Genomic DNA, 26,668 nt, shown 5'->3' with positions numbered 1-26,668 from the left:
TGGTCGCCCGAGAAGTTACGGAGAGTAAAAATGAAAGTTCGTGCTTCCGTCAAGAAATTATGCCGTAACTGCAAAATCGTTAAGCGTGATGGTGTCATCCGTGTGATTTGCAGTGCCGAGCCAAAGCATAAACAGCGCCAAGGCTGATTTATTCGCATATTTTTCTTGCAAAGTTGGGTTGAGCTGGCTAGATTAGCCAGCCAATCTTTTGTATGTCTGTACGTTTCCATTTGAGTATCCTGAAAACGGGCTTTTCAGCATGGTACGTACATATTAAATAGTAGGAGTGCATAGTGGCCCGTATAGCAGGCATTAACATTCCTGATCAGAAACATACCGTAATTGCTTTAACTGCAATTTTTGGTATCGGCAAGACCCGCTCTAAAGCCATCTGCGCTGAAACGGGTATCGCTGAAAATGTTAAGATCAGTGAGCTGTCTGAAGAACAGATTGATTCTCTGCGTGAAGCAGTAGGTAAATTTGTCGTTGAAGGTGATCTGCGCCGTGAAATCACCCTGAGCATCAAGCGTCTGATGGACCTTGGTTGCTACCGTGGTTTACGCCATCGTCGTGGTCTTCCGGTTCGCGGTCAGCGTACTAAGACCAACGCACGTACCCGTAAGGGTCCGCGTAAACCGATCAAGAAATAATCGGGGTGATTGAATAATGGCAAAGGCACCAGTTCGTGCACGTAAGCGTGTAAGAAAACAAGTCTCTGATGGCGTGGCTCATATCCATGCTTCTTTTAACAACACCATCGTTACCATCACTGATCGTCAGGGTAACGCGCTGGGTTGGGCAACAGCCGGTGGTTCCGGTTTCCGTGGTTCTCGCAAATCCACTCCGTTTGCAGCTCAGGTTGCAGCAGAGCGTTGCGCAGAAGCCGTAAAAGAATACGGCATCAAGAATCTGGAAGTTATGGTTAAAGGTCCGGGTCCAGGTCGCGAATCTACTATTCGTGCACTGAACGCCGCTGGTTTCCGCATCACTAATATTACTGATGTGACTCCGATCCCTCATAACGGTTGTCGTCCGCCGAAAAAACGTCGCGTATAACGCCTCGTTTCTAGGATTGTTGGAGAAAGAAAATGGCAAGATATTTGGGTCCTAAGCTCAAGCTGAGCCGTCGTGAGGGCACTGACTTATTCCTTAAGTCTGGCGTTCGCGCGATCGATACCAAGTGTAAAATTGAACAAGCTCCTGGCCAGCACGGTGCGCGTAAGCCGCGTCTGTCTGACTATGGTGTGCAGTTGCGTGAAAAGCAAAAAGTTCGCCGTATGTACGGTGTGCTGGAGCGTCAGTTCCGTAACTACTATAAAGAAGCAGCACGTCTGAAAGGCAACACCGGTGAAAACCTGTTGGCTCTGCTGGAAGGTCGTCTGGACAACGTTGTATACCGTATGGGCTTCGGCGCCACTCGTGCTGAAGCACGCCAGCTGGTTAGCCACAAGGCTATCATGGTAAACGGTCGTGTTGTTAACATCGCTTCTTATCAGGTAAAAGCGAATGACGTTGTTAGCATCCGTGAGAAAGCGAAAAAGCAATCTCGCGTGAAAGCCGCTCTGGAGCTGGCTGAGCAGCGTGAAAAGCCAACCTGGCTGGAAGTTGATGCTGGCAAGATGGAAGGTACGTTCAAGCGTCAGCCGGAGCGTTCTGATCTGTCTGCGGACATTAACGAACACCTGATCGTCGAGCTTTACTCCAAGTAAAGCTTAGTACCAAAGAGAGGACACAATGCAGGGTTCTGTGACAGAGTTTCTAAAACCGCGCCTGGTCGATATCGAGCAAGTGAGTTCGACGCACGCCAAGGTGACCCTTGAGCCTTTAGAGCGTGGCTTCGGCCATACTCTGGGTAACGCACTGCGCCGTATTCTGCTCTCATCGATGCCGGGTTGCGCGGTGACCGAGGTTGAGATTGATGGTGTACTGCACGAGTACAGCACCAAAGAAGGCGTTCAGGAAGACATCCTTGAAATCCTGCTCAACCTGAAAGGGCTGGCGGTGAGAGTTCAGGGTAAAGATGAAGTCATCCTTACTTTGAATAAATCTGGCATTGGCCCTGTGACTGCAGCCGACATTACCCACGACGGTGATGTCGAAATCGTCAAGCCGCAGCACGTGATCTGCCACCTGACCGATGAGAACGCATCTATTAGCATGCGCATCAAAGTTCAGCGCGGTCGCGGTTATGTGCCGGCTTCTGCCCGAATTCATTCGGAAGAAGATGAGCGCCCAATCGGCCGTCTGCTGGTCGACGCCTGCTACAGCCCTGTAGAGCGTATTGCCTACAATGTTGAAGCCGCGCGTGTTGAGCAGCGTACCGACCTGGACAAGCTGGTCATCGAGATGGAAACCAACGGCACAATCGATCCTGAAGAGGCGATTCGTCGTGCGGCAACCATTCTGGCTGAACAACTGGAAGCTTTCGTTGACTTACGTGATGTACGTCAGCCGGAAGTGAAAGAAGAGAAACCAGAGTTCGATCCGATCCTGCTGCGCCCTGTTGACGATCTGGAATTGACTGTCCGCTCTGCTAACTGCCTCAAGGCAGAAGCTATCCACTATATCGGTGATCTGGTACAGCGTACCGAGGTTGAGTTGCTGAAAACGCCGAACCTGGGTAAAAAATCTCTTACTGAGATTAAAGACGTGCTGGCTTCACGTGGTCTGTCTCTGGGCATGCGCCTGGAAAACTGGCCGCCGGCAAGCATTGCTGACGAGTAACCGGATCACAGGTTAAGGTTTTACTGAGAAGGATAAGGTCATGCGCCATCGTAAGAGTGGTCGTCAACTGAACCGCAACAGCAGCCATCGCCAGGCTATGTTCCGTAACATGGCAGGTTCGCTGGTTCGTCATGAGATCATCAAGACGACCCTGCCGAAAGCGAAAGAACTGCGTCGCGTAGTTGAGCCGCTGATTACTCTTGCCAAGACTGATAGCGTTGCTAATCGTCGTCTGGCATTCGCCCGCACTCGTGATAACGAGATCGTGGCAAAACTGTTTAACGAGCTGGGCCCGCGTTTCGCGAGCCGCGCCGGTGGTTACACTCGCATTCTGAAGTGTGGCTTCCGTGCAGGCGACAACGCGCCGATGGCATACATCGAGCTGGTTGATCGTGCTGAGCTGAAAGCAGAAGCTGCTGCAGAGTAATCTGTAGTAACGTAAAAAAACCCGCCCCGGCGGGTTTTTTTATATCCACCGCAATCCCACTTCACTACACTATCTGTACTCTTTTTGTTCATCCCTGGGAGCCGTATAATGTGGTTACTGGACCAGTGGGCAGAACGCCACATCCTCGACGCACAGTCTAAAGGCGAGTTTGATAATCTGACCGGCAGCGGCGAACCGCTGGCGCTGGATGATGATTCACACGTGCCCCCTGAACTGCGCGCCGGTTATCGCTTATTAAAAAATGCCGGCTGTTTGCCACCGGAGCTTGAGTTACGTAGAGATGCCATGGCGTTGAGCGACTTACTCAAGACCGTAGAGCATGATGATCCGCGGTATGCCGAGTTAAACCGTCGCTTGACTCTGTTTGAACTGAAATTACGTCAGGCGGGTATGAATACCGATTTTCTACGCGGTGATTATGCCGACAGACTGTGGCACAAAATTAACGAGGAGTAGCTATGTATCGGATTGGCGAACTGGCCAAATTGGCTGATGTCACCCCGGATACCATCCGCTATTACGAAAAGCAGCAAATGATGGATCATGATATTCGTACTGAAGGCGGTTTTCGCCTCTATTCGGATAACGATCTGCAGCGGCTGCGCTTTATCCGTTATGCCAGGCAATTAGGCTTCACTCTGGAGTCGATCCGCGAATTATTATCGATCCGCATCGATCCAGAACATCATACTTGTCAGGAGTCTAAAGGGATCGTCCAGGCCCGCCTGAGTGAAGTCGAAGCGCGTATCAAAGAATTGGAAACGATGCGGCGTTCTTTACAGCGGCTGAATGATGCCTGCTGCGGCACGGCGCACAGTAGCGTTTACTGCTCGATACTCGAAGCCTTAGAACAAGGCGCCAGCGGTAGCCATGCCGGGCGTTGATTTTTTCCGCGCGCGGATCTACACTCGCGCCGAATTCATACATTGACTGGAGTTACTATGAGTCGCTATCAGCATACCAAAGGGCAAATTAAAGATAATGCGATTGAGGCATTACTGCATGACCCATTATTCAGACAGCGGGTTGAGAAAAATAAGAAAGGGAAAGGAAGCTATCAACGTAAAGACAAACATGCAGGGCGGAATGACCGGGAGGCCAGTGGCAAGCAAGCGAATCGCTTTTTTACCACTGGCCTTCTGCTTTCTGTGTGCTGATTAAGAACGGTTGTTTTGTTCTTTTAACAGATCGCGAATTTCACTCAGTAGCACTTCTTCTTTGCTCGGTGCCGGAGCGGCAGGCGCTTCTTCTTTCTTACGGTTCAGTTTATTCATCAGTTTGATCGCCATGAAAATCGCGAAGGCAACGATGATGAAATCGAAGACGTTCTGAATAAACACACCATAATGCATGACAACGGCTGGGACATCCCCCTGCGCATCGCGTAGCGTAACGGCGAACTGTTTAAAGTCGATCCCGCCAATGAGCAAACCCAGCGGAGGCATAATAATATCGGCCACTAAAGACGATACAATTTTACCAAATGCTGCACCAATGATGACACCCACTGCCAAATCGACAACATTCCCGCGCATCGCGAATTCGCGGAATTCTTTTAACATACCCATTTTACTCTCCTTGAGCCAGCTGACATTGATAAGTTTATCAAATGTATTTCCATTTTCCATTGCTGTTGAATAATTGCTGGAAAATATTATCCATTGATAAATAAGGGATAATAAAAAGGCGTCTGCGCGACGCCCATTGTAATTACAGGAAGAACGGACTCGGCTGGAATAGTCTCTCAACATCGGAGATAAATTTCTTGTCGGTCAGGAACATAATTACGTGGTCGCCTTGCTCAATACGTAAATTATTATTGGCGATCATTACGTCATTGCCGCGCACCACCGCGCCAATAATTGTGCCTGGCGGCAGCTTAATTTCATCAATTGAACGGCCGACTACCCGCGAGGTGCTTTCATCGCCATGCGCGACGGCCTCAATGGCTTCGGCAACGCCGCGGCGTAGCGACGAAACACCGACAATATCAGCTTTACGTACGTGGCTCAGCAAGGCAGAAATCGTGGCTTGTTGCGGTGATATCGCAATATCGATCACGCTTCCCTGAACCAGATCAACATATGCGCGACGCTGGATCAGCACCATGACCTTCTTCGCACCCATCCGCTTGGCTAGCATTGCCGACATGATATTGGCTTCGTCATCGTTGGTGACGGCAATAAAGAGATCGACTTGATCGATATGCTCTTCCGCCAGTAACTCTTGATCCGATGCATCGCCATAAAAGACGATCGTATTCTGCAGCTTTTCGGCAAGTTCAGCGGCACGCTGTTGATCGCGCTCGATCAACTTCACGCTGTAGTCTTTCTCCAGCCTGTGAGCGAGGCCCGCGCCGATGTTGCCGCCGCCGACCAGCATAATGCGTTTGTAGGGTTTCTCCAGACGTTGGAGTTCGCTCATTACCGCGCGAATATGTTGCGACGCGGCGATAAAGAAGACTTCGTCGCCCGCTTCTACGATGGTTGATCCCTGCGGGCGAATCGGCCGATCGTGGCGGAAAATTGCCGCAACGCGCGTGTCGATGTGCGGCATATGTTCGCGCATCGTGGAAAGCGCATTACCGACCAGCGGGCCGCCATAATAAGCCTTCACAACGGCCAGGCTTACTTTTCCTTCGGCGAAGTTCACTACCTGCAGCGCGCCCGGATATTCGATCAGGCGGTAGATATTATCGATGACTAACTGCTCCGGAGCGATCAGATGGTCAATTGGCACCGCTTCTGAATGAAAAAGTTTATCGGCATCGCGAACGTAATCGGGCGAACGAATACGGGCGATGCGATTCGGCGTATTAAACAGCGAATAGGCGACCTGGCAGGCTACCATGTTGGTCTCATCCGAACTGGTTACGGCGACCAGCATATCGGCATCATCGGCACCAGCTTCGCGCAGCACGCGCGGATGCGAACCGTGGCCCTGAACGACGCGGAGATCGAACTTATCCTGCAGGCCGCGCAGACGGTCGCCGTTGGTATCGACCAGGGTAATATCGTTGTTTTCGCCAACGAGATTTTCCGCCAGCGTGCCGCCTACCTGTCCGGCGCCAAGAATAATAATCTTCATCAGCAGTGACCCATTAATTGCGCTTTTTGATTAGCTTAGCGTAAAAGAAGCCATCGCCTTCTTCCGCCCCAGGCAGATTTTGCTGACCCGGGGTTTCCGGCGTTCCCGTTTCATGGAGTTCGGCATCTTGGGTACGGGTCAGGAAAGCGGCGATTTGTTGGCTGTTCTCTTCCGGCAAAATAGAGCATGTCGCATAGACCAGCGTACCGCCAGGCTTAAGATGAGCCCAGGTGGCATCGAGAATTTCTGCCTGTAATTGCGCCAGCTCGGCGATATCGCGATCCCGGCGCAGCCATTTAATATCCGGATGGCGACGGATAACGCCGGTGGCCGAACATGGCGCATCCAGCAAAATACGATCGAACTGCTCATCGCCGCACCACTGTTCAGGATAGCGACCATCGCCCTGTTTTACTTCTGCTTTCATGCCCAGACGTTTCAGGTTGTCATAGACGCGGGACAGGCGCTGCTGGTCGATGTCGACCGCCATCAGACTCGCCTGCGGCGCGACTTCCAGAATATGCGTCGTCTTGCCGCCCGGCGCCGCGCAGAGATCGAGAATGCGCTCGCCGTTTGCCGGTTGCAAGTAGCGCATGCAGCCCTGGGCTGAGGCGTCCTGAACGGTTACCCAGCCTTTATCAAATCCTGGTAACGCATGGACCGGGGCTGGGGTCGCAAGACGGACGGCATCCGGATAGTCCGGGTGAGTGAAACCCTGTAAACCAGCGTCTTCCAGCAGTGCGAGCCATTCATCTCGCGAATGATGATTGCGATTCACACGCAGCCACATTGGCGGACGTAGATTATTGGCTGACACAATATCCTGCCATTGTTGCGGCCAGGCCTGCTGCAGACGTTTAAGCAGCCATTTAGGATGGAGATAACGGTTCTCGTGCTGGGCGAATTCGGCCAGCAGCTCTTCCTGCTGGCGCTGAAACTGGCGTAATACGCCATTGATAAGCCCTTTAAGCTGCGGACGTTTAATTGCCACCGCGCCTTCCACCGTTTCCGCCAGCGCGGCGTGTGGGGGAATTCGCGTATAAAGTAGCTGATACAGGCCGACCATGATCAGGAAATGTACGGTACGCTGTTTGCCGGTCATCGGGCGGGCCATCAGCTTACCGATTAGCCACTCGAGTTGGCTGAGAGTGCGCAAAACGCCGAAGCACAGCTCCTGCAGCAGCGCTTTGTCTTTCTCGCTCACTTTTTGCTGCAGCGGCGGCAGAACATTGCTTAAAGACTGGCCTTTCTCTACGACCTGCTCAATAGCCTGGGCTGCCAGGCTGCGTAAATTAATATTCTTTTTCATAAGCGCAAAAATAAAAATGCCCGGCGAACCCGGGCTTTAGAAGAGAAGTGCGTCAGGCAAGACGGTTTCCGGGGATAAACCATTCCCGGCGAGAGTTCAATAAATCCTGGGCACTCATCGCTTTTTTCCCTGCTGGCTGCAGCGATTCCAGATTCAGAATCCCGTTGCCGGTGGCGACCTGGATCCCTTGCTTGGTTGCTGCGACGATCGTACCTGGCTCAGCGTTGGCGGACTCCGTAATAACGGATGCGCGCCATACCTTCACTGGTTGTTCATCGATTTCCAGCCAGCTCATCGGCCAGGGATTAAATGCGCGGATGCAGCGTTCGAGCTGTTCTGCGGAAAGCGACCAATCAATACGAGCCTCTTCCTTACTCAGCTTCTCGGCATAACTGACCCGCGATTCGTCCTGAACTTCAGGCTCTGCGCTACCATCCGCCAGTTGCGCTAAGGTCGCCAGTAGACCCTCTGGTCCAAGGTTGGCCAGTTTATCGTACAGGCTGCCGCTGGTATCTTCCGCGGTAATCGGGCAGGAGAGTTTATACAGCATGTCACCGGTATCAAGACCGACGTCCATCTGCATGATGGTTACACCGGTTTCGGCATCGCCAGCCCATAGCGAACGCTGAATCGGCGCAGCGCCACGCCAGCGAGGAAGCAGGGAGCCGTGAACGTTAATGCAGCCCAAACGCGGCATTTCAAGAACCGCTTTCGGCAGGATCAGTCCATAAGCCACGACGACCATAACATCGGCGTTAAGGTCGGCAACCAGTTGCTGATTTTCCTGCGGACGTAGGGAGGATGGCTGGAAGACCGGTAGATTATTGGCTTCAGCCAGCACTTTTACCGGGCTCGGCATCAATTTTTTGCCGCGACCAGCAGGGCGGTCGGGCTGAGTAAATACGCCGACAACCTGATGTTCAGACGACAACAGCGCGTCAAGGTGACGCGCTGCAAAGTCGGGGGTTCCAGCGAAAATGATACGTAGTGTTTGTGACACGTTAATCCTTGTTATCAGGCACGGGCGCGTAAACGATCCAGTTTTTCAACTTTCTGGCGGATGCGCTGCTGTTTGAGCGGCGACAGATAGTCAATGAACAGCTTACCGACCAGGTGATCCATTTCATGCTGGATACAAATAGCCAACAAGCCATCAGCTTCCAGTTCGAAAGTCTTACCTTCACGGTCCAGCGCGCGGATTTTTACGGTTTCGGCTCGTGGAACCAGCGCACGTTGTTCCGGAATTGACAAACAACCTTCTTCAATGCCGGTTTCGCCGTCTTTTTCGAGTAGCTCTGGGTTGATGAGCACCAGACGCTCTTCACGGTTTTCCGAGACATCGATAACGATAATGCGCTGATGGATATCCACCTGCGTGGCGGCCAGACCAATACCTTCTTCAGCGTACATCGTGTCGAACATATCATCGACGATACGCTGAATTTCTGCATTCACTTCTTTGACCGGCTCGGCGACTTTGCGAAGGCGCTCGTCCGGAATATGTAACACTTGCAAAACTGCCATAAAGATCCAGAGTCGTATTCAGTAGTTGATAAGATTATTACCTCTATTCTAGACAAAACCCCCTCTAATTGACAGTCTCGCTAACCAATCACAAGGATTGGCTGAGCCGCTAATGGCAGGGGGGAACGGATGACGCCCACGGAGATTTGGTTGCGCCTGATGCGGGTGAATAACCTGTACGGCGATGAAATGGTATTGATTGCACGACGGCTAGGATGTACAGGCCAGCTGAATACTGAAACGTTGCGGGCTGCGGGTTTAACTAAAGCGCAGGCAACACAGTTTCTTGCCCTCAACCAACAGCAAATTGATGTTTCACTGCAATGGTTAGAGCAACCAGAACATCATCTGATCACGGCGGATCACGCGCTCTATCCGCCGCAGCTACGCGCTATCGATGATTATCCCGGCGCGCTGCTGGTCTGCGGTAACGTCGATCTCCTGTGTAGCCGGCAGCTGGCTATCATTGGGAGCCGTGCACACTCGTGGTACGGCGCGCGGTGGGGAAAAGCATTCAGTGAAGCGCTTGCTCAGTATGGCTTGACCCTTACCAGTGGTCTGGCGTTGGGGATTGATGGCATCGCCCACCGCGGGGCATTGGCGGCAAAGGGAAAAACCATCGCCGTATTAGGCAACGGTCTCTCTGATATCTACCCGCACCGGCATCGGGCTTTAGCAAAGCAGATCGTGGAAAGCGGCGGCGCGCTACTTTCCGAATTTCCTCTCTCTGCGCTACCGTTACCAGGGAATTTCCCGCGCCGCAACCGGATTATCAGCGGGTTAAGCGCTGGGGTTCTGGTGATAGAGGCCGCCTTGAAAAGCGGTTCTCTGGTAACTGTCCGTTGCGCGCTGGAGCAGGGGAGAGATGTTTTTGCCCTGCCTGGGCCAATTGGCAATCCTGGCTCTGAAGGGCCGCACTGGCTAATAAAGCAGGGAGCGGTTCCCGTTACCGTGCCGGAAGAGATCCTTGAGTATTGGCAATATGAGCTTTCAGCGCGGGAAGAGACCGCTGATTTGCTAAATAATTACGCAGATCAGCCTCCTGTAGCATTGCCATTTCCAGAGCTCCTGGCTAACGTAGGAGATGAGGTAACACCTGTTGACGTTGTCGCTGAACGTGCCGGCCAATCTGTGCCAGTAACCGTAGCCCAGCTACTTGAACTGGAGTTAGCAGGCTGGATCGCAGCTGTACCCGGCGGCTATGTCCGATTAAGGAGGGCAAGCCATGTTCGACGTACTCATGTATTTGTTTGAGACTTATATCCATAACGAAGCAGAAATGCGCGTGGATCAGGACAAACTGACGCGGGATCTGACCGATGCGGGTTTTGAGCGGGAAGATATCTATAACGCGTTAATGTGGCTCGAGAAACTGGCTGATTATCAGGAAGGTCTCGTTGAACCCATGCAGCTCGCCTCCGACCCGCTCTCTCTTCGGGTATACACCGATGAAGAGTGCCAGCGTCTGGATGCCAGCTGTCGAGGATTTTTACTCTTCCTCGAGCAGATCCAGGTGTTGAACCTCGAAACGCGAGAAATGGTGATAGAGCGCGTACTGGCGCTGGATACGGCAGAGTTTGAACTGGAAGACCTGAAATGGGTGATCCTGATGGTTCTGTTTAATATTCCAGGCTGTGAAAACGCCTATCAGCAAATGGAAGAATTACTCTTCGAAGTAAATGAAGGTATGCTGCATTAATCTTATTGCAGCAACATCGAGTTGTTATGACCAAATCAGCACTGTTTTCGGTGCGTAAAAACGAGCCCTGCCCGCAGTGCGGGGCCGAACTGGTGATTCGTTCCGGGAAACATGGCCCGTTTCTCGGCTGTTCTCACTATCCGGACTGTGACTATGTCCGTCCCCTGAAAAGTCAGGCGGACGGCCATATCGTCAAGGTGCTGGAGGGGCAAGAGTGCCCATCTTGCGGCGCTGTCATGGTGTTACGCCAGGGGCGTTTTGGTATGTTCATCGGCTGCAGTCGCTATCCCGAATGCGAACATACCGAGCTGATTGATAAACCTGATGAGACCGCTATCGCGTGTCCGCAATGCGGACAGGGTCATCTGGTGCAGCGTCGCTCCCGTTTCGGTAAAACCTTTCATTCCTGCGATCGCTACCCTGATTGCCAGTTCGTAATTAATTTTAAACCGGTGGCGGGCGAATGCCCTGAATGCCATTACCCGCTATTAATAGAAAAGAAAACGGCACAGGGTGTTAAACGCTTTTGCGCCAGTAAACAATGTGGAAAGCCGATCCCGGCGGAACAAATAAGTGAATAAAAACCTGCCCTCAGAAACCGTCGCACAGGCTGTGGCGGTACTGAATAATGAACATGTTATCGCCTATCCAACCGAAGCGGTATTTGGCGTTGGTTGCGATCCGGATAGCGAAACGGCCGTGATGCGTCTTCTGGCGTTAAAACAGCGCCCTGTTGAAAAGGGACTGATTCTTATCGCCGCTAGCTTTGAACAGTTGAAACCGTATATTGATGATTCCCGGTTAAGCGACGCCCAGCGTGAAGCTATCTTTTCCTGTTGGCCCGGCCCGGTGACGTTCGTGTTCCCGGCGCGTCCGGATACCCCACGCTGGCTGACGGGGCGCTTTGATTCGCTGGCCGTGCGCGTTACCGATCATCCACTGGTAATTGAATTATGTGAAGCCTACGGAAAGCCGCTGGTCTCAACGAGCGCCAACTTAACCGGTCAGCCGCCGTGCCGGACTACTGCTGAAGTACGTGCCCAGTTTGGCGATAGTTTCCCGGTGGTGGATGGCGCAACGGGCGGGCGGCAAAACCCATCTGAAATCCGTGATGCCCTGACGGGTGAACAGTTCCGCCAGGGGTAATTTATGGAAACTTATGCCGTTTTTGGTAACCCTATAGCGCATAGCAAGTCGCCTTCCATTCATCAGTTGTTTGCCGAACAGTTACATATTGCGCACCCCTACGGTCGGGTACTGGCGCCATTAGATGATTTTGTGAATACCCTGGACGCTTTTTTCAACACGGGCGGTAAGGGCGCTAACGTGACCGTTCCCTTTAAAGAGGAAGCTTTTGCCCGTGCCGATGAACTCACTGAACGCGCCGCGCTGGCTGGTGCAGTCAATACGTTGAAGCGCCTGGAAGATGGCCGTCTGCTTGGCGACAATACGGATGGCATTGGGTTATTAAGCGACTTAGAGCGTCTGGGCTTTATCAAGCCTGGTATGAGGATTTTATTGATTGGCGCAGGCGGCGCATCTCGCGGCGTATTGTTACCGCTGCTCTCTTTAGATTGCGCGGTCACCATCGTTAACCGTACTTTTTCCCGCGCTCATGAGCTGGCAACGCTATTTGCTCATACCGGCAGCGTTAGCGCGTTATCGCTGGATAAACTGGGAGGCCATCAGTTCGATCTCATTATTAACGCGACGTCCAGCGGAATAAGCGGCGATATCCCGGCAATACCTTCCTCGTTAATTCATGCCGATGTTTACTGCTATGACATGTTTTATCAGAAAGGAAATACGCCATTTCTGCATTGGTGCCAACAGTATGGCGCTAAAAAAATGGCAGATGGATTAGGTATGCTGGTGGCTCAGGCCGCACATGCCGTTCTGCTCTGGCACGGTAGACTACCGGAAATTGCCCCGGTGATTGCTGTTTTACATCAGGAACTGAATGCGTGAACCAGGCGATCCAATTTCCCGATAGAGAAGAGTGGGACGCTGAACGGCAGTGCATCGTTTTCCCCGCGTTGGTCAATGGCATGCAGTTAACTTGCGCGATTCGGGGTCAGACACTGCAGCAACGGTTCGGTGGCGATGAGCCAGCGCGATGGCTGGCTCTCTTTAGTGAACATCGCTGGGATTTGGAAGATGAAGCGGAAGCGTTGATTCGCGATCGGCAAGAAGATCATCAGGGTTGGCTCTGGCTTTCCTGATCCAGGTAGTCGTCTTTCCACTTCACGTAGTTGTTGGCTGAATACTTCAGGCCAGCATATTCCGCCTCCGTCAGGGGGCGGATTTGTTTTACCGGGTTGCCAAAATAGAGATAACCGCTTTCCAGACGCTTGTTTTGCGGCACCAGGCTGCCGGCGCCGATCATCACGTCATCTTCTACCACCACGCCATCCAGCAGAATTGACCCCATTCCGACAAGAATGCGATTGCCGATAGTGCAGCCGTGCAGCATGACCTTATGCCCGACGGTGACATCTTCTCCTATGAGTAGCGGATTACCCTCAGGGTTATAAGAAGACTTATGGGTGACATGCAGGACGCTACCGTCCTGAATATTCGAACGTGCGCCGATAGACACATAATTCACGTCGCCGCGGATGGCGACCAGCGGCCAAATGCTGACGTCATCGGCAATTCTGACATCGCCGATCACAACGCTGCTGGGATCCACCATCACCCGCAGACCGATTTGAGGGAATAATTCTTTATAAGGACGTAAATAACTGGACATGACTGCCTCAACATCAGGGTAGATAACCAGACTTTGGTAGCTTTCAGGCGCTCCCGCAACCCCTTTTTCTGATAAAAATTGAGCTATTTGAGCAATAACAGTGCGAAAAGCGCGAAAAATCATCATTCAGAAAAAAAGATCGAAAAAAGGCTTGTGCAAAAAAATGGGATCCCTATAATGCGCACCCACTGACACGGCAGATGTGAATCACTTCACACAAACAGCCGGTTCGGTTGAAGAGAAAAATTCTGAAATTCAGGGTTGACTCTGAAAGAGGAAAGCGTAATATACGCCACCTCGCGACAGAGCGCTAAAGCGCGTCGCAACTGCTCTTTAACAATTTATCAGACAATCTGTGTGGGCACTCAAAGTGACATGGATTCTTAATGTCTTCGGACAATAAATGAATACCAAGTCTCTGAGTGAACATACGTAATTCATTACGAAGTTTAATTCACGAGCATCAAACTTAAATTGAAGAGTTTGATCATGGCTCAGATTGAACGCTGGCGGCAGGCCTAACACATGCAAGTCGAGCGGTAACACAGAGAGCTTGCTCTCGGGTGACGAGCGGCGGACGGGTGAGTAATGTCTGGGAAACTGCCTGATGGAGGGGGATAACTACTGGAAACGGTAGCTAATACCGCATAACGTCGCAAGACCAAAGTGGGGGACCTTCGGGCCTCATGCCATCAGATGTGCCCAGATGGGATTAGCTAGTAGGTGGGGTAATGGCTCACCTAGGCGACGATCCCTAGCTGGTCTGAGAGGATGACCAGCCACACTGGAACTGAGACACGGTCCAGACTCCTACGGGAGGCAGCAGTGGGGAATATTGCACAATGGGCGCAAGCCTGATGCAGCCATGCCCGCGTGTATGAAGAAGGCCTTCGGGTTGTAAAGTACTTTCAGCGAGGAGGAAGGCGTTAAGGTTAATAACCTTAGCGATTGACGTTACTCGCAGAAGAAGCACCGGCTAACTCCGTGCCAGCAGCCGCGGTAATACGGAGGGTGCAAGCGTTAATCGGAATTACTGGGCGTAAAGCGCACGCAGGCGGTCTGTCAAGTCGGATGTGAAATCCCCGGGCTCAACCTGGGAACTGCATTCGAAACTGGCAGGCTAGAGTCTTGTAGAGGGGGGTAGAATTCCAGGTGTAGCGGTGAAATGCGTAGAGATCTGGAGGAATACCGGTGGCGAAGGCGGCCCCCTGGACAAAGACTGACGCTCAGGTGCGAAAGCGTGGGGAGCAAACAGGATTAGATACCCTGGTAGTCCACGCCGTAAACGATGTCGACTTGGAGGTTGTGCCCTTGAGGCGTGGCTTCCGGAGCTAACGCGTTAAGTCGACCGCCTGGGGAGTACGGCCGCAAGGTTAAAACTCAAATGAATTGACGGGGGCCCGCACAAGCGGTGGAGCATGTGGTTTAATTCGATGCAACGCGAAGAACCTTACCTACTCTTGACATCCAGAGAACTTAGCAGAGATGCTTTGGTGCCTTCGGGAACTCTGAGACAGGTGCTGCATGGCTGTCGTCAGCTCGTGTTGTGAAATGTTGGGTTAAGTCCCGCAACGAGCGCAACCCTTATCCTTTGTTGCCAGCGGTCCGGCCGGGAACTCAAAGGAGACTGCCAGTGATAAACTGGAGGAAGGTGGGGATGACGTCAAGTCATCATGGCCCTTACGAGTAGGGCTACACACGTGCTACAATGGCATATACAAAGAGAAGCGACCTCGCGAGAGCAAGCGGACCTCATAAAGTATGTCGTAGTCCGGATTGGAGTCTGCAACTCGACTCCATGAAGTCGGAATCGCTAGTAATCGTAGATCAGAATGCTACGGTGAATACGTTCCCGGGCCTTGTACACACCGCCCGTCACACCATGGGAGTGGGTTGCAAAAGAAGTAGGTAGCTTAACCTTCGGGAGGGCGCTTACCACTTTGTGATTCATGACTGGGGTGAAGTCGTAACAAGGTAACCGTAGGGGAACCTGCGGTTGGATCACCTCCTTACCTTAAAGAACCTGCCTTTGTAGTGTCCACACAGATTGTTTGATAAATAATAAATTTCAAAATGTACTGTTAAGTGCATTGTGAAATTTTGCTCTTTAAAAATCTGGATCAAGCTGAAAATTGAAACGACACACAGTTAATGTGTGTTCGAGTCTCTCAAATTTTCGCGACACGTGGGTGTTTTACGAAACATCTTCGGGTTGTGAGGTTAAGCGACTAAGCGTACACGGTGGATGCCCTGGCAGTCAGAGGCGATGAAGGACGTGCTAATCTGCGAAAAGCGTCGGTAAGGTGATATGAACCGTTACAGCCGGCGATGTCCGAATGGGGAAACCCAGTGCAATTCGTTGCACTATCGTTAACTGAATACATAGGTTAACGAGGCGAACCGGGGGAACTGAAACATCTAAGTACCCCGAGGAAAAGAAATCAACCGAGATTCCCCCAGTAGCGGCGAGCGAACGGGGAGCAGCCCAGAGTCTGAATCAGCTTGTGTGTTAGTGGAACGGTCTGGAAAGTCCGACGGTACAGGGTGATAGTCCCGTACACCAAAATGCACAGGTTGTGAACTCGAAGAGTAGGGCGGGACACGTGGTATCCTGTCTGAATATGGGGGGACCATCCTCCAAGGCTAAATACTCCTGACTGACCGATAGTGAACCAGTACCGTGAGGGAAAGGCGAAAAGAACCCCGGCGAGGGGAGTGAAAAAGAACCTGAAACCGTGTACGTACAAGCAGTGGGAGCACCTTCGGGTGTGACTGCGTACCTTTTGTATAATGGGTCAGCGACTTATATTCTGTAGCAAGGTTAACCGTATAGGGGAGCCGCAGGGAAACCGAGTCTTAACTGGGCGTTAAGTTGCAGGGTATAGACCCGAAACCCGGTGATCTAGCCATGGGCAGGTTGAAGGTTGGGTAACACTAACTGGAGGACCGAACCGACTAATGTTGAAAAATTAGCGGATGACTTGTGGCTGGGGGTGAAAGGCCAATCAAACCGGGAGATAGCTGGTTCTCCCCGAAAGCTATTTAGGTAGCGCCTCGTGAACTCATCTTCGGGGGTAGAGCACTGTTTCGGCTAGGGGGTCATCCCGACTTACCAACCCGATGCAAACTACGAATACCGAAGAATGTTATCACGGGAGACACACGGCGGGTGCTAACGTCCGTCGTGAAGAGGGAAACAACCCAGACCGCCAGCTAAGGTCCCAAAGTCACAGTTAAGTGGGAAACGATGTGGGAAGGCACAGACAGCCAGGATGTTGGCTTAGAAGCAGCCATCATTTAAAGAAAGCGTAATAGCTCACTGGTCGAGTCGGCCTGCGCGGAAGATGTAACGGGGCTAAACTGTGCACCGAAGCTGCGGCAGCGACACTATGTGTTGTTGGGTAGGGGAGCGTTCTGTAAGCCTGCGAAGGTGGCCTGTGAGGGTTGCTGGAGGTATCAGAAGTGCGAATGCTGACATAAGTAACGATAATGCGGGTGAAAAGCCCGCACGCCGGAAGACCAAGGGTTCCTGTCCAACGTTAATCGGGGCAGGGTGAGTCGACCCCTAAGGCGAGGCCGAAAGGCGTAGTCGATGGGAAACAGGTTAATATTCCTGTACTTGGTGTTACTGCGAAGGGGGGACGGAGAAGGCTATGTTAGCCGGGCGACGGTTGTCCCGGTTTAAGCATGTAGGCGGAGGTTCCAGGTAAATCCGGTACCTTATTAACGCTGAGGTGTGATGACGAGGCACTACGGTGCTGAAGTAACAAATGCCCTGCTTCCAGGAAAAGCCTCTAAGCATCAGGTAACATTAAATCGTACCCCAAACCGACACAGGTGGTCAGGTAGAGAATACCAAGGCGCTTGAGAGAACTCGGGTGAAGGAACTAGGCAAAATGGTGCCGTAACTTCGGGAGAAGGCACGCTGATATGTAGGTGAAGCCCCTGCGGGTGGAGCTGAAATCAGTCGAAGATACCAGCTGGCTGCAACTGTTTATTAAAAACACAGCACTGTGCAAACACGAAAGTGGACGTATACGGTGTGACGCCTGCCCGGTGCCGGAAGGTTAATTGATGGGGTTATCCGTAAGGAGAAGCTCTTGATCGAAGCCCCGGTAAACGGCGGCCGTAACTATAACGGTCCTAAGGTAGCGAAATTCCTTGTCGGGTAAGTTCCGACCTGCACGAATGGCGTAATGATGGCCAGGCTGTCTCCACCCGAGACTCAGTGAAATTGAACTCGCTGTGAAGATGCAGTGTACCCGCGGCAAGACGGAAAGACCCCGTGAACCTTTACTATAGCTTGACACTGAACATTGAGCCTTGATGTGTAGGATAGGTGGGAGGCTTTGAAGCGTGGACGCCAGTCTGCGTGGAGCCAACCTTGAAATACCACCCTTTAATGTTTGATGTTCTAACGTTGGCCCCTAATCGGGGTTGCGGACAGTGTCTGGTGGGTAGTTTGACTGGGGCGGTCTCCTCCCAAAGAGTAACGGAGGAGCACGAAGGTTAGCTAATCCTGGTCGGACATCAGGAGGTTAGTGCAATGGCATAAGCTAGCTTGACTGCGAGCGTGACGGCGCGAGCAGGTGCGAAAGCAGGTCATAGTGATCCGGTGGTTCTGAATGGAAGGGCCATCGCTCAACGGATAAAAGGTACTCCGGGGATAACAGGCTGATACCGCCCAAGAGTTCATATCGACGGCGGTGTTTGGCACCTCGATGTCGGCTCATCACATCCTGGGGCTGAAGTAGGTCCCAAGGGTATGGCTGTTCGCCATTTAAAGTGGTACGCGAGCTGGGTTTAGAACGTCGTGAGACAGTTCGGTCCCTATCTGCCGTGGGCGCTGGAGAATTGAGGGGGGCTGCTCCTAGTACGAGAGGACCGGAGTGGACGCATCACTGGTGTTCGGGTTGTCATGCCAATGGCATTGCCCGGTAGCTAAATGCGGAAGAGATAAGTGCTGAAAGCATCTAAGCACGAAACTTGCCCCGAGATGAGTTCTCCCTGAGACTTTAAGTCTCCTGAAGGAACGTTAAAGACGATGACGTTGATAGGTCGGGTGTGTAAGCGTAGCGATACGTTGAGCTAACCGATACTAATGAACCGTGAGGCTTAACCTTACAACGCCGAAGGTGTTTTGGCGATTTGAGATGATTTTCAGCCTGATACAGATTACTCGATGCGTCCTGAGGACGTGTTGAAAACAGAATTTGCCTGGCGGCGATAGCGCGGTGGTCCCACCTGACCCCATGCCGAACTCAGAAGTGAAACGCCGTAGCGCCGATGGTAGTGTGGGGTCTCCCCATGTGAGAGTAGGGAACTGCCAGGCATCAAATTTAGCGTGCTGATATGGCTCAGTTGGTAGAGCGCACCCTTGGTAAGGGTGAGGTCCCCAGTTCGACTCTGGGTATCAGCACCACTTTTTAGGTTAAAGTTCGGCACTTGTAAAGAATTTGCCTGGCGACGAGAGCGCGGTGGTCCCACCTGACCCCATGCCGAACTCAGAAGTGAAACGCCGTAGCGCCGATGGTAGTGTGGGGTCTCCCCATGTGAGAGTAGGGAATTGCCAGGCATCAAATAAAACGAAAGGCTCAGTCGAAAGACTGGGCCTTTTGTTTTTGTGTTTTGCGGCCAGACGCGCCGCCATCTTCCCTGGTGGCGCTGCGCTTACCGGGGCTACAGACCCGTAGCCCGGGAAAGGCGCATCGCGCCGCCCCCGGGAAAATGACCATATCAATATAAATGAAAGGCCCAGTCGTGAGACTGGGCCTTTTGTCTTTCTGGCGGCTAAGCCAAAGGGAACGCATCCCGGCTTACGCATTTGTGGAGAGGTATCACTAACGCGTAAGCGCCACGATTCCTAACGTGAGACCGGCAACCGCTGCGGCCCCACCGGCGATTGCGCCAGCGGTTTCCCAGTTATCCTGAGTTGTGCCTTTTACACAGGTATTGGTATGCACCAGTCGGCCCTGCGAGTCATAGACCGGCACGCACGGGGAATCATGGGCACAGCCAGCAAGCAACGTTGCTAACAATGTCACTAATATTAATTTTTTCATGGTATTACCTCTAAATAACCGTTTGCAGTCAACGATGTCAACACATAACGGAATAGCTTATTTTACCACCGCAATGACCCAGGCCCGGAAGGGGAAATAATCTCAAATTATGAGCAGAGTAAATATCGTGAAGAGAAATGAGAAATAATGAAGAAAATATGTAGAAAGGGATATTTTCAATGCGTCAGGCGTGGATGGGAATTAGTATTTCTACTAACTTGTTGTTCTGATAGAAATAAAAAAGGCGCCGGTTGGCGCCTTGATAATCATAGTCGATTATTCTACGTGGCGGGTAAAGCGACGCCTTACAACCACAAAGAACACCGGCACGAAGAAGATGGCCAGCAGCGTTGCGGTAAGCATACCGCCCATCACGCCGGTACCGACAGCGTTTTGCGCGCCGCTACCAGCGCCATGGCTAATTACTAACGGCATGACCCCGAGAATAAAGGCTAATGAAGTCATTAATATAGGGCGCAGACGCATACGGGATGCTTCCAGGGTCGCCTCGATAATACCTTTGCCTTCTTTATCCATAAGGTCTTTGGCGAACTCAACAATAAGAATGGCGTTCTTCGCAGATAAACCAATAGTTGTTAACAGGCCAACCTGGAAATAAACGTCATTATTCAATCCTCTAACTGAGGCTGCTAATAATGCGCCGATAACTCCTAATGGCACAACCAGCATAACGGAGAATGGAATAGACCAGCTTTCATAGAGTGCTGCCAGACAGAGGAAGACGACTATCAGCGAAATAGCATATAGCGCTGGCGCCTGGTTACCTGATAAACGTTCCTGATAAGACAAGCCCGTCCAGTCATAACCGATACCTGCTGGCAGTTTACTGGCCAGTTGCTCCATCAAGGCCATGGCTTCCCCGGTACTCTTACCCGGAGCCGCTTCGCCGAGGATTTCCATCGAAGGCAGGCCGTTGTAACGTTCGAGACGCGGAGAACCATATACCCAACGTGAAGTAACAAATGCCGAGAACGGCACCATTTCACCGTTAGAGCTGCGGACATACATGTTATTGATATCACCGGGTAGCATACGGAAACTGGCATCGGCCTGAACATAGACTTTCTTCACGCGGCCGCGGTCAATAAAGTCATTCACATAATAGCCGCCCAGTGCAGCTGATATCGTTTCGTTAATGTCGGATAACGAGACGCCCAGCGCCTGCGCTTTCTCTTGATCGACGTCGAGTTTAAACTGCGGTGTATCTTCAAGGCCATTAGGGCGAACGCGTACCAGCTGTTCCGGATGCTGTTTTACCATCCCCAGAAGCTGGTTTCGTGCCTGAGTTAGCTGTGTGTGTCCTAAGCCACCCTGGTCAATCAGCTCAAAGTCGAAACCGGTCGCGGTACCTAACTCGATGATGGCCGGCATGTTGAACGGGAAGACCATTGCATCTTTAATCTGGCTAAATGCGGCGGTGGCACGCTTAATAATGGCTTCAACGCCGTTTTCCGAACCGCTGCGCTCTTCCCATGGTTTCAGACTGACAAACGCCATACCGGAGTTTTGTCCTTGTCCGCTGAAGCTAAAGCCGTTAACGGTGAACACGCTCTCAACATTAGCTTTCTCTTTCTGTAGATAGTAGTCGCTGACGGAGTCGAGCACCTTTTGCGTACGCTCTTGCGTAGCGCCAGCAGGTAACTGAACCATGGTCAGGAACACGCCCTGGTCTTCATCAGGCAGGAAGGATGTAGGCAAGCGGACAAACAGCATTGCCATGCCGATAACGATCAGCAGATAGATAACCAGGTAGCGCCCGGTGCCGCGCAGGATCCCGCTTACGCTGTTGGTGTAGTGGTTAACGCTTTGGTCGAACCTGGCATTAAACCAGCCGAAGAACCCCTTTTTGCCATGATGGTCTGCGGATGCTGGCTTTAACATGGTTGCGCATAGCGCCGGGGTCAGTACCAGCGCGACCAGTACAGACAGCGCCATCGCGGAAACGATAGTGATGGAGAACTGACGATAAATCGCCCCGGTCGAGCCGCCAAAGAAGGCCATCGGGACGAATACCGCCGAGAGCAGCATGGCGATACCAACCAGCGCCCCCTGAATCTGCTCCATTGATTTCTCTGTGGCTTCAACGGGGGAAAGCTTGTCCTCGACCATGACGCGCTCAACGTTCTCTACCACCACGATGGCATCGTCGACCAGTAGCCCTATCGCCAGCACCATGCCAAACATGGTTAGCGTGTTGATGGAGTAGCCGAACATCGCCAGCACCGCAAAAGTACCCAGCAAGACGACCGGCACAGCGATCGTCGGGATAAGCGTTGCGCGAATGTTCTGCAGGAACAGATACATCACGAGGAAGACGAGGATAATGGCTTCAAACAGCGTTTTGACCACTTCGTGAATGGAGATTTTAACGAACGGCGTGGTGTCGTAGGGATAAACAACTTTCATCCCTTGCGGGAAGAAGGGCTGCAGCTCGGCAAGTTTCGCTTTAATCGCCGTAGCGGTATCTAACGCATTGGCGCCGGTCGCCAGCTTGATCCCCAAACCAGAGGCGGGTTTGCCATTAATGCGCGCGACAACGTTATAGTTCTCGCCGCCCAGTTCAATGCGCGCGACATCCTTCAGGCGAACCACGGAACCATCGGCGTTAACCCGCAGCGTGACTTTACCGAATTCCTCAGGATCTTTCAGGCGAGTCTGAGCAATGATCGAGGCATTAAGCTGTTGACCTTTAACCGATGGTGTACCGCCAAGCTGTCCGGCGGCGATCTGATCGTTTTGCACTTTCAGCTGGTTGATAACATCAACCGGCGTGAGGTTATATTTATTCAGCAGGTTGCCGTCGAGCCAGATACGCATGGCATATTGCGCACCGAACAACTGTACATCGCCCACGCCGTTAAGGCGGCTGATAGGGTCTTTGATGTTGGAGGCAACGTAGTCGGAAATATCATCCTGGGTAGTGCTTTGATTATCAGAAATAAATCCGGCAACCAGCAGGAAGCTGCTACTGGATTTCTCAACGCTAATACCTTGCTGCTGTACTTCCTGTGGCAGCAGCGGCGTCGCCAGTTGCAGTTTGTTCTGCACCTGCACCTGGGCGATATCCGGATCGGTGCCGGATTGAAAAGTGAGCGTGATGGTCACGCTACCGGATGAATCACTGGTAGAGGACATGTACATCAGATTATCGATACCATTCATGTTCTGTTCGATAACCTGAGTGACGGTGTCCTGCACGGTTTGCGCATCTGCACCCGGGTAGGTTGCCGAGATGGCTACCGCGGGCGGCGCAATCGTGGGATATTGCGCAATAGGGAGCTGCATGATGGCGAGGCCGCCGGCAATCATCATGATGATCGCCAGCACCCATGCAAACACCGGTCGATGAATGAAGAACTTAGACATAGCGATTCATACCTTATTGTGCGGCGGAGGCAGTGGTATCTTCCGTCGCCTTCACGGTGACGCCTGGGCGAACCTTCTGTAACCCACTAACGATGACTTTGTCGCCGTTTTGCAGGCCGCTGGTGATTAACCATTTATTGCCTATCGCCTGGGCGGCGGTGACTTCACGGTTTTCCACCTGGTTCTGCGCATTAACGATTAACACAGTGGCATCGCCGCGCGGCGTGCGGGTAACCCCCTGCTGCGGTACCAGAATTGCTTGCGGATTGACGCCTTCATCGATACGGGCGCGGACAAACATGCCCGGCAGAAGAGTGTGTTGCGGATTAGGGAATACCGCGCGCAGCGTAATGGATCCGGTGCTTTCATCGACGGTCACGTCAGAAAATTGCAGCGATCCCTTCAGGGAATAGGGTTGGCCATTTTCCATAATCAGCTGCACGCTTTTACTGTCATCACCGCGCTGCAGGCTTTCCTGTTTCAGGCGCATAAAATCGTTGCTGGATTCGGTTACGTCGACATAGATCGGATCGAGTTGCTGCACCGTCGCCATGGCGTCCGCCTGGCCGTTGGTCACCAGTGCGCCTTCGGTTACGCTGGATTTACCAATCCGCCCGTCGATGGGCGAAGTCACCTTGGTGTAAGCCAGATTGATACGGGCATTTTCGACCGCGGCTTTAGCCGCCACGACATCGGCATCGGCCTGACGCGCGGTAGCGACGGCCTGATCGTATTCCTGCTGACTGATGTACTGAGTTCCAAGCAGAGGAACATAACGTTTCACCGTCAGATGGGCGATAGCCGCTGCGGCTTCGGCTTTTGCCTCGTCGCCTTTGGCGCTGTTCCAGGCCGCCTGGTAAGTAGCGGGGTCGATTTGATAGAGCGATTCACCGGCCTTGATATCGCTGCCCTCGACAAAGTTGCGTTTCAGGATAATACCGCTGACCTGAGGGCGAACTTCAGCGACACGGAAGGCCGATGTTCTCCCTGGGAGCTCAGTGGTGACGGAAAGCGGTTCGCTGTGTACTACATGTACGCTAACCTGCGGCGCCTGCGGCTGTGCCTGCTGGTCGCCTGAATTATCGCAACCGGTAAGCAACAAGGCGGAGATAATTAGGCTGGATAAAAGAGATACTCTGGCATGACTCGTCATTGCTGTTCCTTATAGATTACGGGCCGGATAGGGCGGCGAATCTGCGAAGAAATAATGAATTTTAAAGCGGTTCGTTATCCTACAAATAAACACCGGTGGATGTAAGGAATAGTTATTTTGGGGCAATGAACAAGGCACGCAAAAACAAAAAACAGGCGATTGATTTAGCTCCTCTTCCTTTAATATTTATTTTGTGAATGTATTCTTATTTTATATTTATCGCATGTATTAAATTCTCGTGTAATTAAATGTCAGTATCTGCATTTTTGCTAAATAATATTTTTTATGGAATGCTAAATTGGCTGGTGTATCAGTCAATTCTGTATTCACCGTTAGGTAGCGAGTGGGAAAAGGTTATGGCCAGAAAAACCAAAGAGGACGCCTTAAGAACGCGTCAACTCCTGATTGAGTCCGCCATTCAGCAGTTCGCGCAGCGCGGCGTTACCAATACCACGCTGACCGATATCGCTGACGCCGCGGGCGTCACGCGTGGAGCGGTGTACTGGCATTTTTCCAGCAAGGCGGAGTTATTTAATGAGATGTGGCAGCAGCAGCCGCCGCTCAGAGAGCTACTGCCCCATCAACAGTGGGAGCTGGATAACCAAAATCCGTTAACAGGGTTACGTAAAAAATTTATTACCGGATTACAATATATCGCTGAGAATCCCCGACAGCAGGCACTACTACAAATTCTTTATCATAAATGCGAGTTTACCAGTGACATGCTGCCGGAAAGCGAAATCCGCAAACGAATTGGCTTCAATTACGCCATAATCCGTGACGTCCTGCAATGTTGCGTAAGAAATAGATTATTGCCGGCGGAAACAAATATCGAAATTACGTTGATAATATTACACGGCGCTTTTACAGGAATTATCAAAAACTGGTTAATGGATCCTGAACAATTCAATCTCTATCAGCAGGCGCCCGTGCTGGTAGACAATATTATGTCGGCGTTATCGCTGCAACAACCTGACCATAGCGTGTGGTCAATAGCTGCCGTGGGGCAGTAGTTCAGTATAAAAATCAGGTATAAAAAAAGGCGCTTCCCCATGCCGAAGAGCGCCTTTTTAATTCAGCAATTTACTGATTAATATCAGTTCATGCCGTATTTTTTCAGTTTCTTACGCAGAGTACCGCGGTTGATACCCATCATCAGGGCAGCGCGGGTCTGGTTACCACGGGTGTATTGCATCACCATGTCCAACAGTGGCTGTTCAACTTCAGCCAATACCAGCTCATACAGATCATTAACATCCTGACCATTCAGTTGAGCAAAATAGTTCTTCAGTGCCTGTTTAACCGAGTCACGCAGGGGCTTTTGAGTTACCTGATCCTGAGAGTTAACGGTAGAAACGGTCAGTACGTCAGAATTTACGCGTTGTTCGAACATAGTTCTGTCAGCTCTTTATTTCTATTACGCAAAATTTTCGAAGTATGCCTCCAACGCCTCCAGCTGTTCGCTGGCATCCTCAATGGCGTTGAATGTGCGCCGAAACTGGTCATTTGGAGCATGCTCCTGGAGATACCAGGAGACGTGTTTACGCGCGATTCGGTACCCTTTTGCCTGACCGTAAAAGTCATGCAGTTCCCGAACGTGCGCGCAAAGCAAGCGCTTAACCTCTGCCAACGGCAGGGGGGGCAGCAACTCCCCAGTGTCCAGATAATGCTGGATTTCCCGAAAGATCCAGGGTCTTCCCTGAGCCGCACGGCCTATCATGAGAGCGTCAGCTCCCGTGTAGTCGAGCACGGCTCTGGCTTTAAGCGGGTCAGTAATGTCGCCATTCGCGATAATCGGAATGGAAACTTTCTGCTTAACTGCCCGAATACTGTCGTATTCAGCTTCTCCGTTAAACAAGCAGGCGCGAGTGCGTCCGTGAATAGTCAGAGCCTGAATGCCACATTCTTCAGCCAGTTGGGCAATCTCTACACAGTTACGGTGTTCCGGTTCCCAACCGGTGCGAATCTTGAGAGTCACCGGAACGTCCACTGCCTTGACGACCGCGGTCAGGATTGACTTCACCTGATCGGGATACTGCAAGAGGGCTGAACCAGCAAGCTTACGATTCACCTTTTTAGCCGGGCACCCCATATTGATATCAATAATCTGGGCGCCGCTTTCCACGTTAATACGGGCGGCTGCGGCCATCTCTTCCGGTACGCTACCGGCGATTTGCACGGTACGAATACCGGGCTCATCAATGTGCACCATTCGTAACCGGGACTTGTCGCTCTCCCATACCTGCGGGTTGGAGGACATCATCTCGGAGACGGTTAAACCTGCTCCCATCTCGTAACACAGCGTCCTGAATGGTCTGTCAGTGATGCCAGCCATAGGTGCTGCGATCAGGCGATTTCTGAGCTGGTGGTGTCCGATGCGCATGAGTTAAGAAATGACCATACTGTGACTGCAAGGCGGCGTATATTACGCATTTTTTGCGCGAGATGAAAGGCCAAACTTTGACCAATCCTCTGTTACAGATCAATGAATCCAGGAGTAACGTAATAGCCATGAATAAATTA

27 protein-coding genes, 1 tRNA gene and 4 rRNA genes are annotated in these 26,668 nt (G+C 51.9%); 21 read left to right on the top strand and 11 right to left on the bottom strand.

Annotation, left to right across the window (positions count from 1 at the left end):
- The first annotated feature begins 30 nt into the window (after nucleotides 1–30).
- The 9 genes from rpmJ to EAE_RS04905 all read left to right on the top strand — a co-directional run bounded on the left by rpmJ (nucleotide 31) and on the right by EAE_RS04905 (nucleotide 4,329).
- Nucleotides 31–147, top strand: a complete 117-nt coding sequence (gene rpmJ / locus EAE_RS04945; RefSeq protein WP_000868187.1) for a 50S ribosomal protein L36 — start codon at nucleotides 31–33, stop codon at nucleotides 145–147.
- Between the two features lie 146 nt (nucleotides 148–293).
- Nucleotides 294–650 carry a 30S ribosomal protein S13 gene (rpsM, locus tag EAE_RS04940; protein ID WP_015369429.1) on the top strand — a complete coding sequence of 119 codons (357 nt, stop codon included), beginning with the start codon at nucleotides 294–296 and terminating at the stop codon, nucleotides 648–650.
- 16 nt (nucleotides 651–666) lie between these two features.
- On the top strand, nucleotides 667–1,056 hold the full coding sequence (gene rpsK / locus EAE_RS04935) for a 30S ribosomal protein S11 (RefSeq protein WP_004388621.1): 390 nt from the start codon (nucleotides 667–669) through the stop codon (nucleotides 1,054–1,056).
- Between the two features lie 32 nt (nucleotides 1,057–1,088).
- The gene (rpsD, locus tag EAE_RS04930; protein ID WP_002919224.1) at nucleotides 1,089–1,709 is read left to right on the top strand and encodes a 30S ribosomal protein S4; all 621 of its coding nucleotides are present in this window, start codon (nucleotides 1,089–1,091) and stop codon (nucleotides 1,707–1,709) included.
- Nucleotides 1,710–1,734: 25 nt separating this feature from the next.
- The gene (locus EAE_RS04925) at nucleotides 1,735–2,724 is read left to right on the top strand and encodes a DNA-directed RNA polymerase subunit alpha (protein WP_002438685.1); all 990 of its coding nucleotides are present in this window, start codon (nucleotides 1,735–1,737) and stop codon (nucleotides 2,722–2,724) included.
- Between the two features lie 40 nt (nucleotides 2,725–2,764).
- Nucleotides 2,765–3,151: a 50S ribosomal protein L17 gene (rplQ, locus tag EAE_RS04920; protein ID WP_004868344.1), complete on the top strand. Its 387-nt coding sequence runs from the start codon at nucleotides 2,765–2,767 to the stop codon at nucleotides 3,149–3,151.
- 108 nt (nucleotides 3,152–3,259) lie between these two features.
- Nucleotides 3,260–3,628, top strand: coding sequence for a DnaJ family domain-containing protein (locus EAE_RS04915; RefSeq protein WP_015369431.1), 369 nt, complete (start codon nucleotides 3,260–3,262; stop codon nucleotides 3,626–3,628).
- A gap of 2 nt (nucleotides 3,629–3,630) precedes the next feature.
- Nucleotides 3,631–4,056, top strand: a complete 426-nt coding sequence (zntR, locus tag EAE_RS04910; RefSeq protein ID WP_015369432.1) for a Zn(2+)-responsive transcriptional regulator — start codon at nucleotides 3,631–3,633, stop codon at nucleotides 4,054–4,056.
- 57 nt (nucleotides 4,057–4,113) lie between these two features.
- Nucleotides 4,114–4,329, top strand: a complete 216-nt coding sequence (locus EAE_RS04905) for an alternative ribosome-rescue factor A (RefSeq protein ID WP_015703639.1) — start codon at nucleotides 4,114–4,116, stop codon at nucleotides 4,327–4,329.
- Here the strand turns inward: EAE_RS04905 and mscL are convergent, their stop codons facing one another.
- The 5 genes from mscL to def all read right to left on the bottom strand — a co-directional run bounded on the left by mscL (nucleotide 4,330) and on the right by def (nucleotide 9,092).
- On the bottom strand, nucleotides 4,330–4,740 hold the full coding sequence (gene mscL / locus EAE_RS04900; RefSeq protein ID WP_015369434.1) for a large-conductance mechanosensitive channel protein MscL: 411 nt from the start codon (nucleotides 4,738–4,740) through the stop codon (nucleotides 4,330–4,332).
- A gap of 142 nt (nucleotides 4,741–4,882) precedes the next feature.
- Nucleotides 4,883–6,259, bottom strand: coding sequence for a Trk system potassium transporter TrkA (gene trkA, locus EAE_RS04895; protein ID WP_015369435.1), 1,377 nt, complete (start codon nucleotides 6,257–6,259; stop codon nucleotides 4,883–4,885).
- A 13-nt stretch (nucleotides 6,260–6,272) separates the two neighbouring features.
- Complete coding sequence (rsmB, locus tag EAE_RS04890) at nucleotides 6,273–7,568, bottom strand: 16S rRNA (cytosine(967)-C(5))-methyltransferase RsmB (protein WP_015703638.1); 1,296 nt, start codon at nucleotides 7,566–7,568, stop codon at nucleotides 6,273–6,275.
- A gap of 52 nt (nucleotides 7,569–7,620) precedes the next feature.
- Nucleotides 7,621–8,568: a methionyl-tRNA formyltransferase gene (gene fmt, locus EAE_RS04885; protein WP_015703637.1), complete on the bottom strand. Its 948-nt coding sequence runs from the start codon at nucleotides 8,566–8,568 to the stop codon at nucleotides 7,621–7,623.
- A 14-nt stretch (nucleotides 8,569–8,582) separates the two neighbouring features.
- Nucleotides 8,583–9,092: a peptide deformylase gene (gene def / locus EAE_RS04880; RefSeq protein WP_015703636.1), complete on the bottom strand. Its 510-nt coding sequence runs from the start codon at nucleotides 9,090–9,092 to the stop codon at nucleotides 8,583–8,585.
- A gap of 129 nt (nucleotides 9,093–9,221) precedes the next feature.
- Here def and dprA point away from each other — a divergent pair, with 129 nt between their 5' ends.
- The 6 genes from dprA to EAE_RS04850 are packed head-to-tail and all read left to right on the top strand — an operon-like array spanning nucleotide 9,222 to nucleotide 13,013.
- Nucleotides 9,222–10,346 (top strand): DNA-protecting protein DprA, encoded by a 1,125-nt coding sequence (dprA, locus tag EAE_RS04875; protein WP_015703635.1) that lies wholly within the window; start codon nucleotides 9,222–9,224, stop codon nucleotides 10,344–10,346.
- Nucleotides 10,318–10,791: a DUF494 family protein Smg gene (gene smg, locus EAE_RS04870; RefSeq protein ID WP_015369440.1), complete on the top strand. Its 474-nt coding sequence runs from the start codon at nucleotides 10,318–10,320 to the stop codon at nucleotides 10,789–10,791. Before dprA ends, smg begins: the two co-directional genes overlap by 29 nt.
- A 26-nt stretch (nucleotides 10,792–10,817) precedes the next feature.
- Entirely contained in the window at nucleotides 10,818–11,372 is a 555-nt protein-coding gene (locus tag EAE_RS04865) for a DNA topoisomerase family protein (protein ID WP_015369441.1), read from the top strand.
- Nucleotides 11,365–11,937, top strand: coding sequence for an L-threonylcarbamoyladenylate synthase type 1 TsaC (gene tsaC / locus EAE_RS04860; protein ID WP_015703634.1), 573 nt, complete (start codon nucleotides 11,365–11,367; stop codon nucleotides 11,935–11,937). The genes EAE_RS04865 and tsaC overlap by 8 nt, the downstream gene beginning before the upstream one ends.
- Before the next feature lie 3 nt (nucleotides 11,938–11,940).
- Nucleotides 11,941–12,759, top strand: a complete 819-nt coding sequence (gene aroE, locus EAE_RS04855) for a shikimate dehydrogenase (RefSeq protein ID WP_015369443.1) — start codon at nucleotides 11,941–11,943, stop codon at nucleotides 12,757–12,759.
- Nucleotides 12,756–13,013 (top strand): DUF1488 family protein, encoded by a 258-nt coding sequence (locus tag EAE_RS04850; RefSeq protein WP_020077816.1) that lies wholly within the window; start codon nucleotides 12,756–12,758, stop codon nucleotides 13,011–13,013. The genes aroE and EAE_RS04850 overlap by 4 nt, the downstream gene beginning before the upstream one ends.
- On the opposite strand, the gene EAE_RS04845 is transcribed toward EAE_RS04850, so the two are convergent.
- A complete protein-coding gene (locus EAE_RS04845) occupies nucleotides 12,989–13,543 on the bottom strand; it encodes a gamma carbonic anhydrase family protein (RefSeq protein ID WP_015703633.1) in 555 nt (184 codons plus the stop codon). The two genes, EAE_RS04850 and EAE_RS04845, sit on opposite strands and share 25 nt — an antisense overlap.
- 471 nt (nucleotides 13,544–14,014) lie before the next feature.
- On the opposite strand from EAE_RS04845, the gene EAE_RS04840 reads away from it, so the two are divergent.
- The 5 genes from EAE_RS04840 to rrf (EAE_RS04820) all read left to right on the top strand — a co-directional run bounded on the left by EAE_RS04840 (nucleotide 14,015) and on the right by rrf (EAE_RS04820) (nucleotide 19,118).
- Nucleotides 14,015–15,555 (top strand): 16S ribosomal RNA (locus EAE_RS04840).
- Between the two features lie 206 nt (nucleotides 15,556–15,761).
- Nucleotides 15,762–18,666, top strand: a 23S ribosomal RNA gene (locus EAE_RS04835).
- Nucleotides 18,667–18,759: 93 nt separating this feature from the next.
- Nucleotides 18,760–18,875: ribosomal RNA gene (gene rrf / locus EAE_RS04830) — 5S ribosomal RNA — on the top strand.
- A 14-nt stretch (nucleotides 18,876–18,889) separates the two neighbouring features.
- Nucleotides 18,890–18,965: transfer RNA gene (locus EAE_RS04825), tRNA-Thr, on the top strand.
- Nucleotides 18,966–19,002: 37 nt separating this feature from the next.
- A 5S ribosomal RNA gene (gene rrf / locus EAE_RS04820) occupies nucleotides 19,003–19,118 on the top strand.
- The 16S, 23S and 5S rRNA genes sit together here with 1 tRNA gene alongside, the layout of an rRNA operon.
- A 265-nt stretch (nucleotides 19,119–19,383) precedes the next feature.
- On the opposite strand, the gene EAE_RS04815 is transcribed toward rrf (EAE_RS04820), so the two are convergent.
- The 3 genes from EAE_RS04815 to EAE_RS04805 all read right to left on the bottom strand — a co-directional run bounded on the left by EAE_RS04815 (nucleotide 19,384) and on the right by EAE_RS04805 (nucleotide 24,145).
- Entirely contained in the window at nucleotides 19,384–19,605 is a 222-nt protein-coding gene (locus tag EAE_RS04815; protein ID WP_015369447.1) for a hypothetical protein, read from the bottom strand.
- 276 nt (nucleotides 19,606–19,881) lie between these two features.
- The gene (locus EAE_RS04810) at nucleotides 19,882–22,992 is read right to left on the bottom strand and encodes an efflux RND transporter permease subunit (RefSeq protein WP_015703631.1); all 3,111 of its coding nucleotides are present in this window, start codon (nucleotides 22,990–22,992) and stop codon (nucleotides 19,882–19,884) included.
- Nucleotides 22,993–23,005: 13 nt separating this feature from the next.
- Nucleotides 23,006–24,145, bottom strand: a complete 1,140-nt coding sequence (locus EAE_RS04805) for an efflux RND transporter periplasmic adaptor subunit (RefSeq protein ID WP_015703630.1) — start codon at nucleotides 24,143–24,145, stop codon at nucleotides 23,006–23,008.
- A gap of 356 nt (nucleotides 24,146–24,501) precedes the next feature.
- Between EAE_RS04805 and envR the strand changes: the two genes are divergently transcribed.
- On the top strand, nucleotides 24,502–25,158 hold the full coding sequence (gene envR, locus EAE_RS04800; protein WP_047058539.1) for an acrEF/envCD operon transcriptional regulator: 657 nt from the start codon (nucleotides 24,502–24,504) through the stop codon (nucleotides 25,156–25,158).
- A gap of 83 nt (nucleotides 25,159–25,241) precedes the next feature.
- On the opposite strand, the gene fis is transcribed toward envR, so the two are convergent.
- A complete protein-coding gene (gene fis / locus EAE_RS04795) occupies nucleotides 25,242–25,538 on the bottom strand; it encodes a DNA-binding transcriptional regulator Fis (protein WP_000462905.1) in 297 nt (98 codons plus the stop codon).
- Nucleotides 25,539–25,562: 24 nt separating this feature from the next.
- On the bottom strand, nucleotides 25,563–26,528 hold the full coding sequence (gene dusB / locus EAE_RS04790; RefSeq protein ID WP_015369451.1) for a tRNA dihydrouridine synthase DusB: 966 nt from the start codon (nucleotides 26,526–26,528) through the stop codon (nucleotides 25,563–25,565).
- Between the last annotated feature and the right edge of the window lie 140 nt (nucleotides 26,529–26,668).

Origin of the sequence: Klebsiella aerogenes KCTC 2190, from assembly GCF_000215745.1 — a bacterium.
Lineage (GTDB): Bacteria > Pseudomonadota > Gammaproteobacteria > Enterobacterales > Enterobacteriaceae > Klebsiella > Klebsiella aerogenes.
Note: the sequence above shows the minus strand (reverse complement) of the source record. Positions and strands in the feature narration are given on the sequence as shown.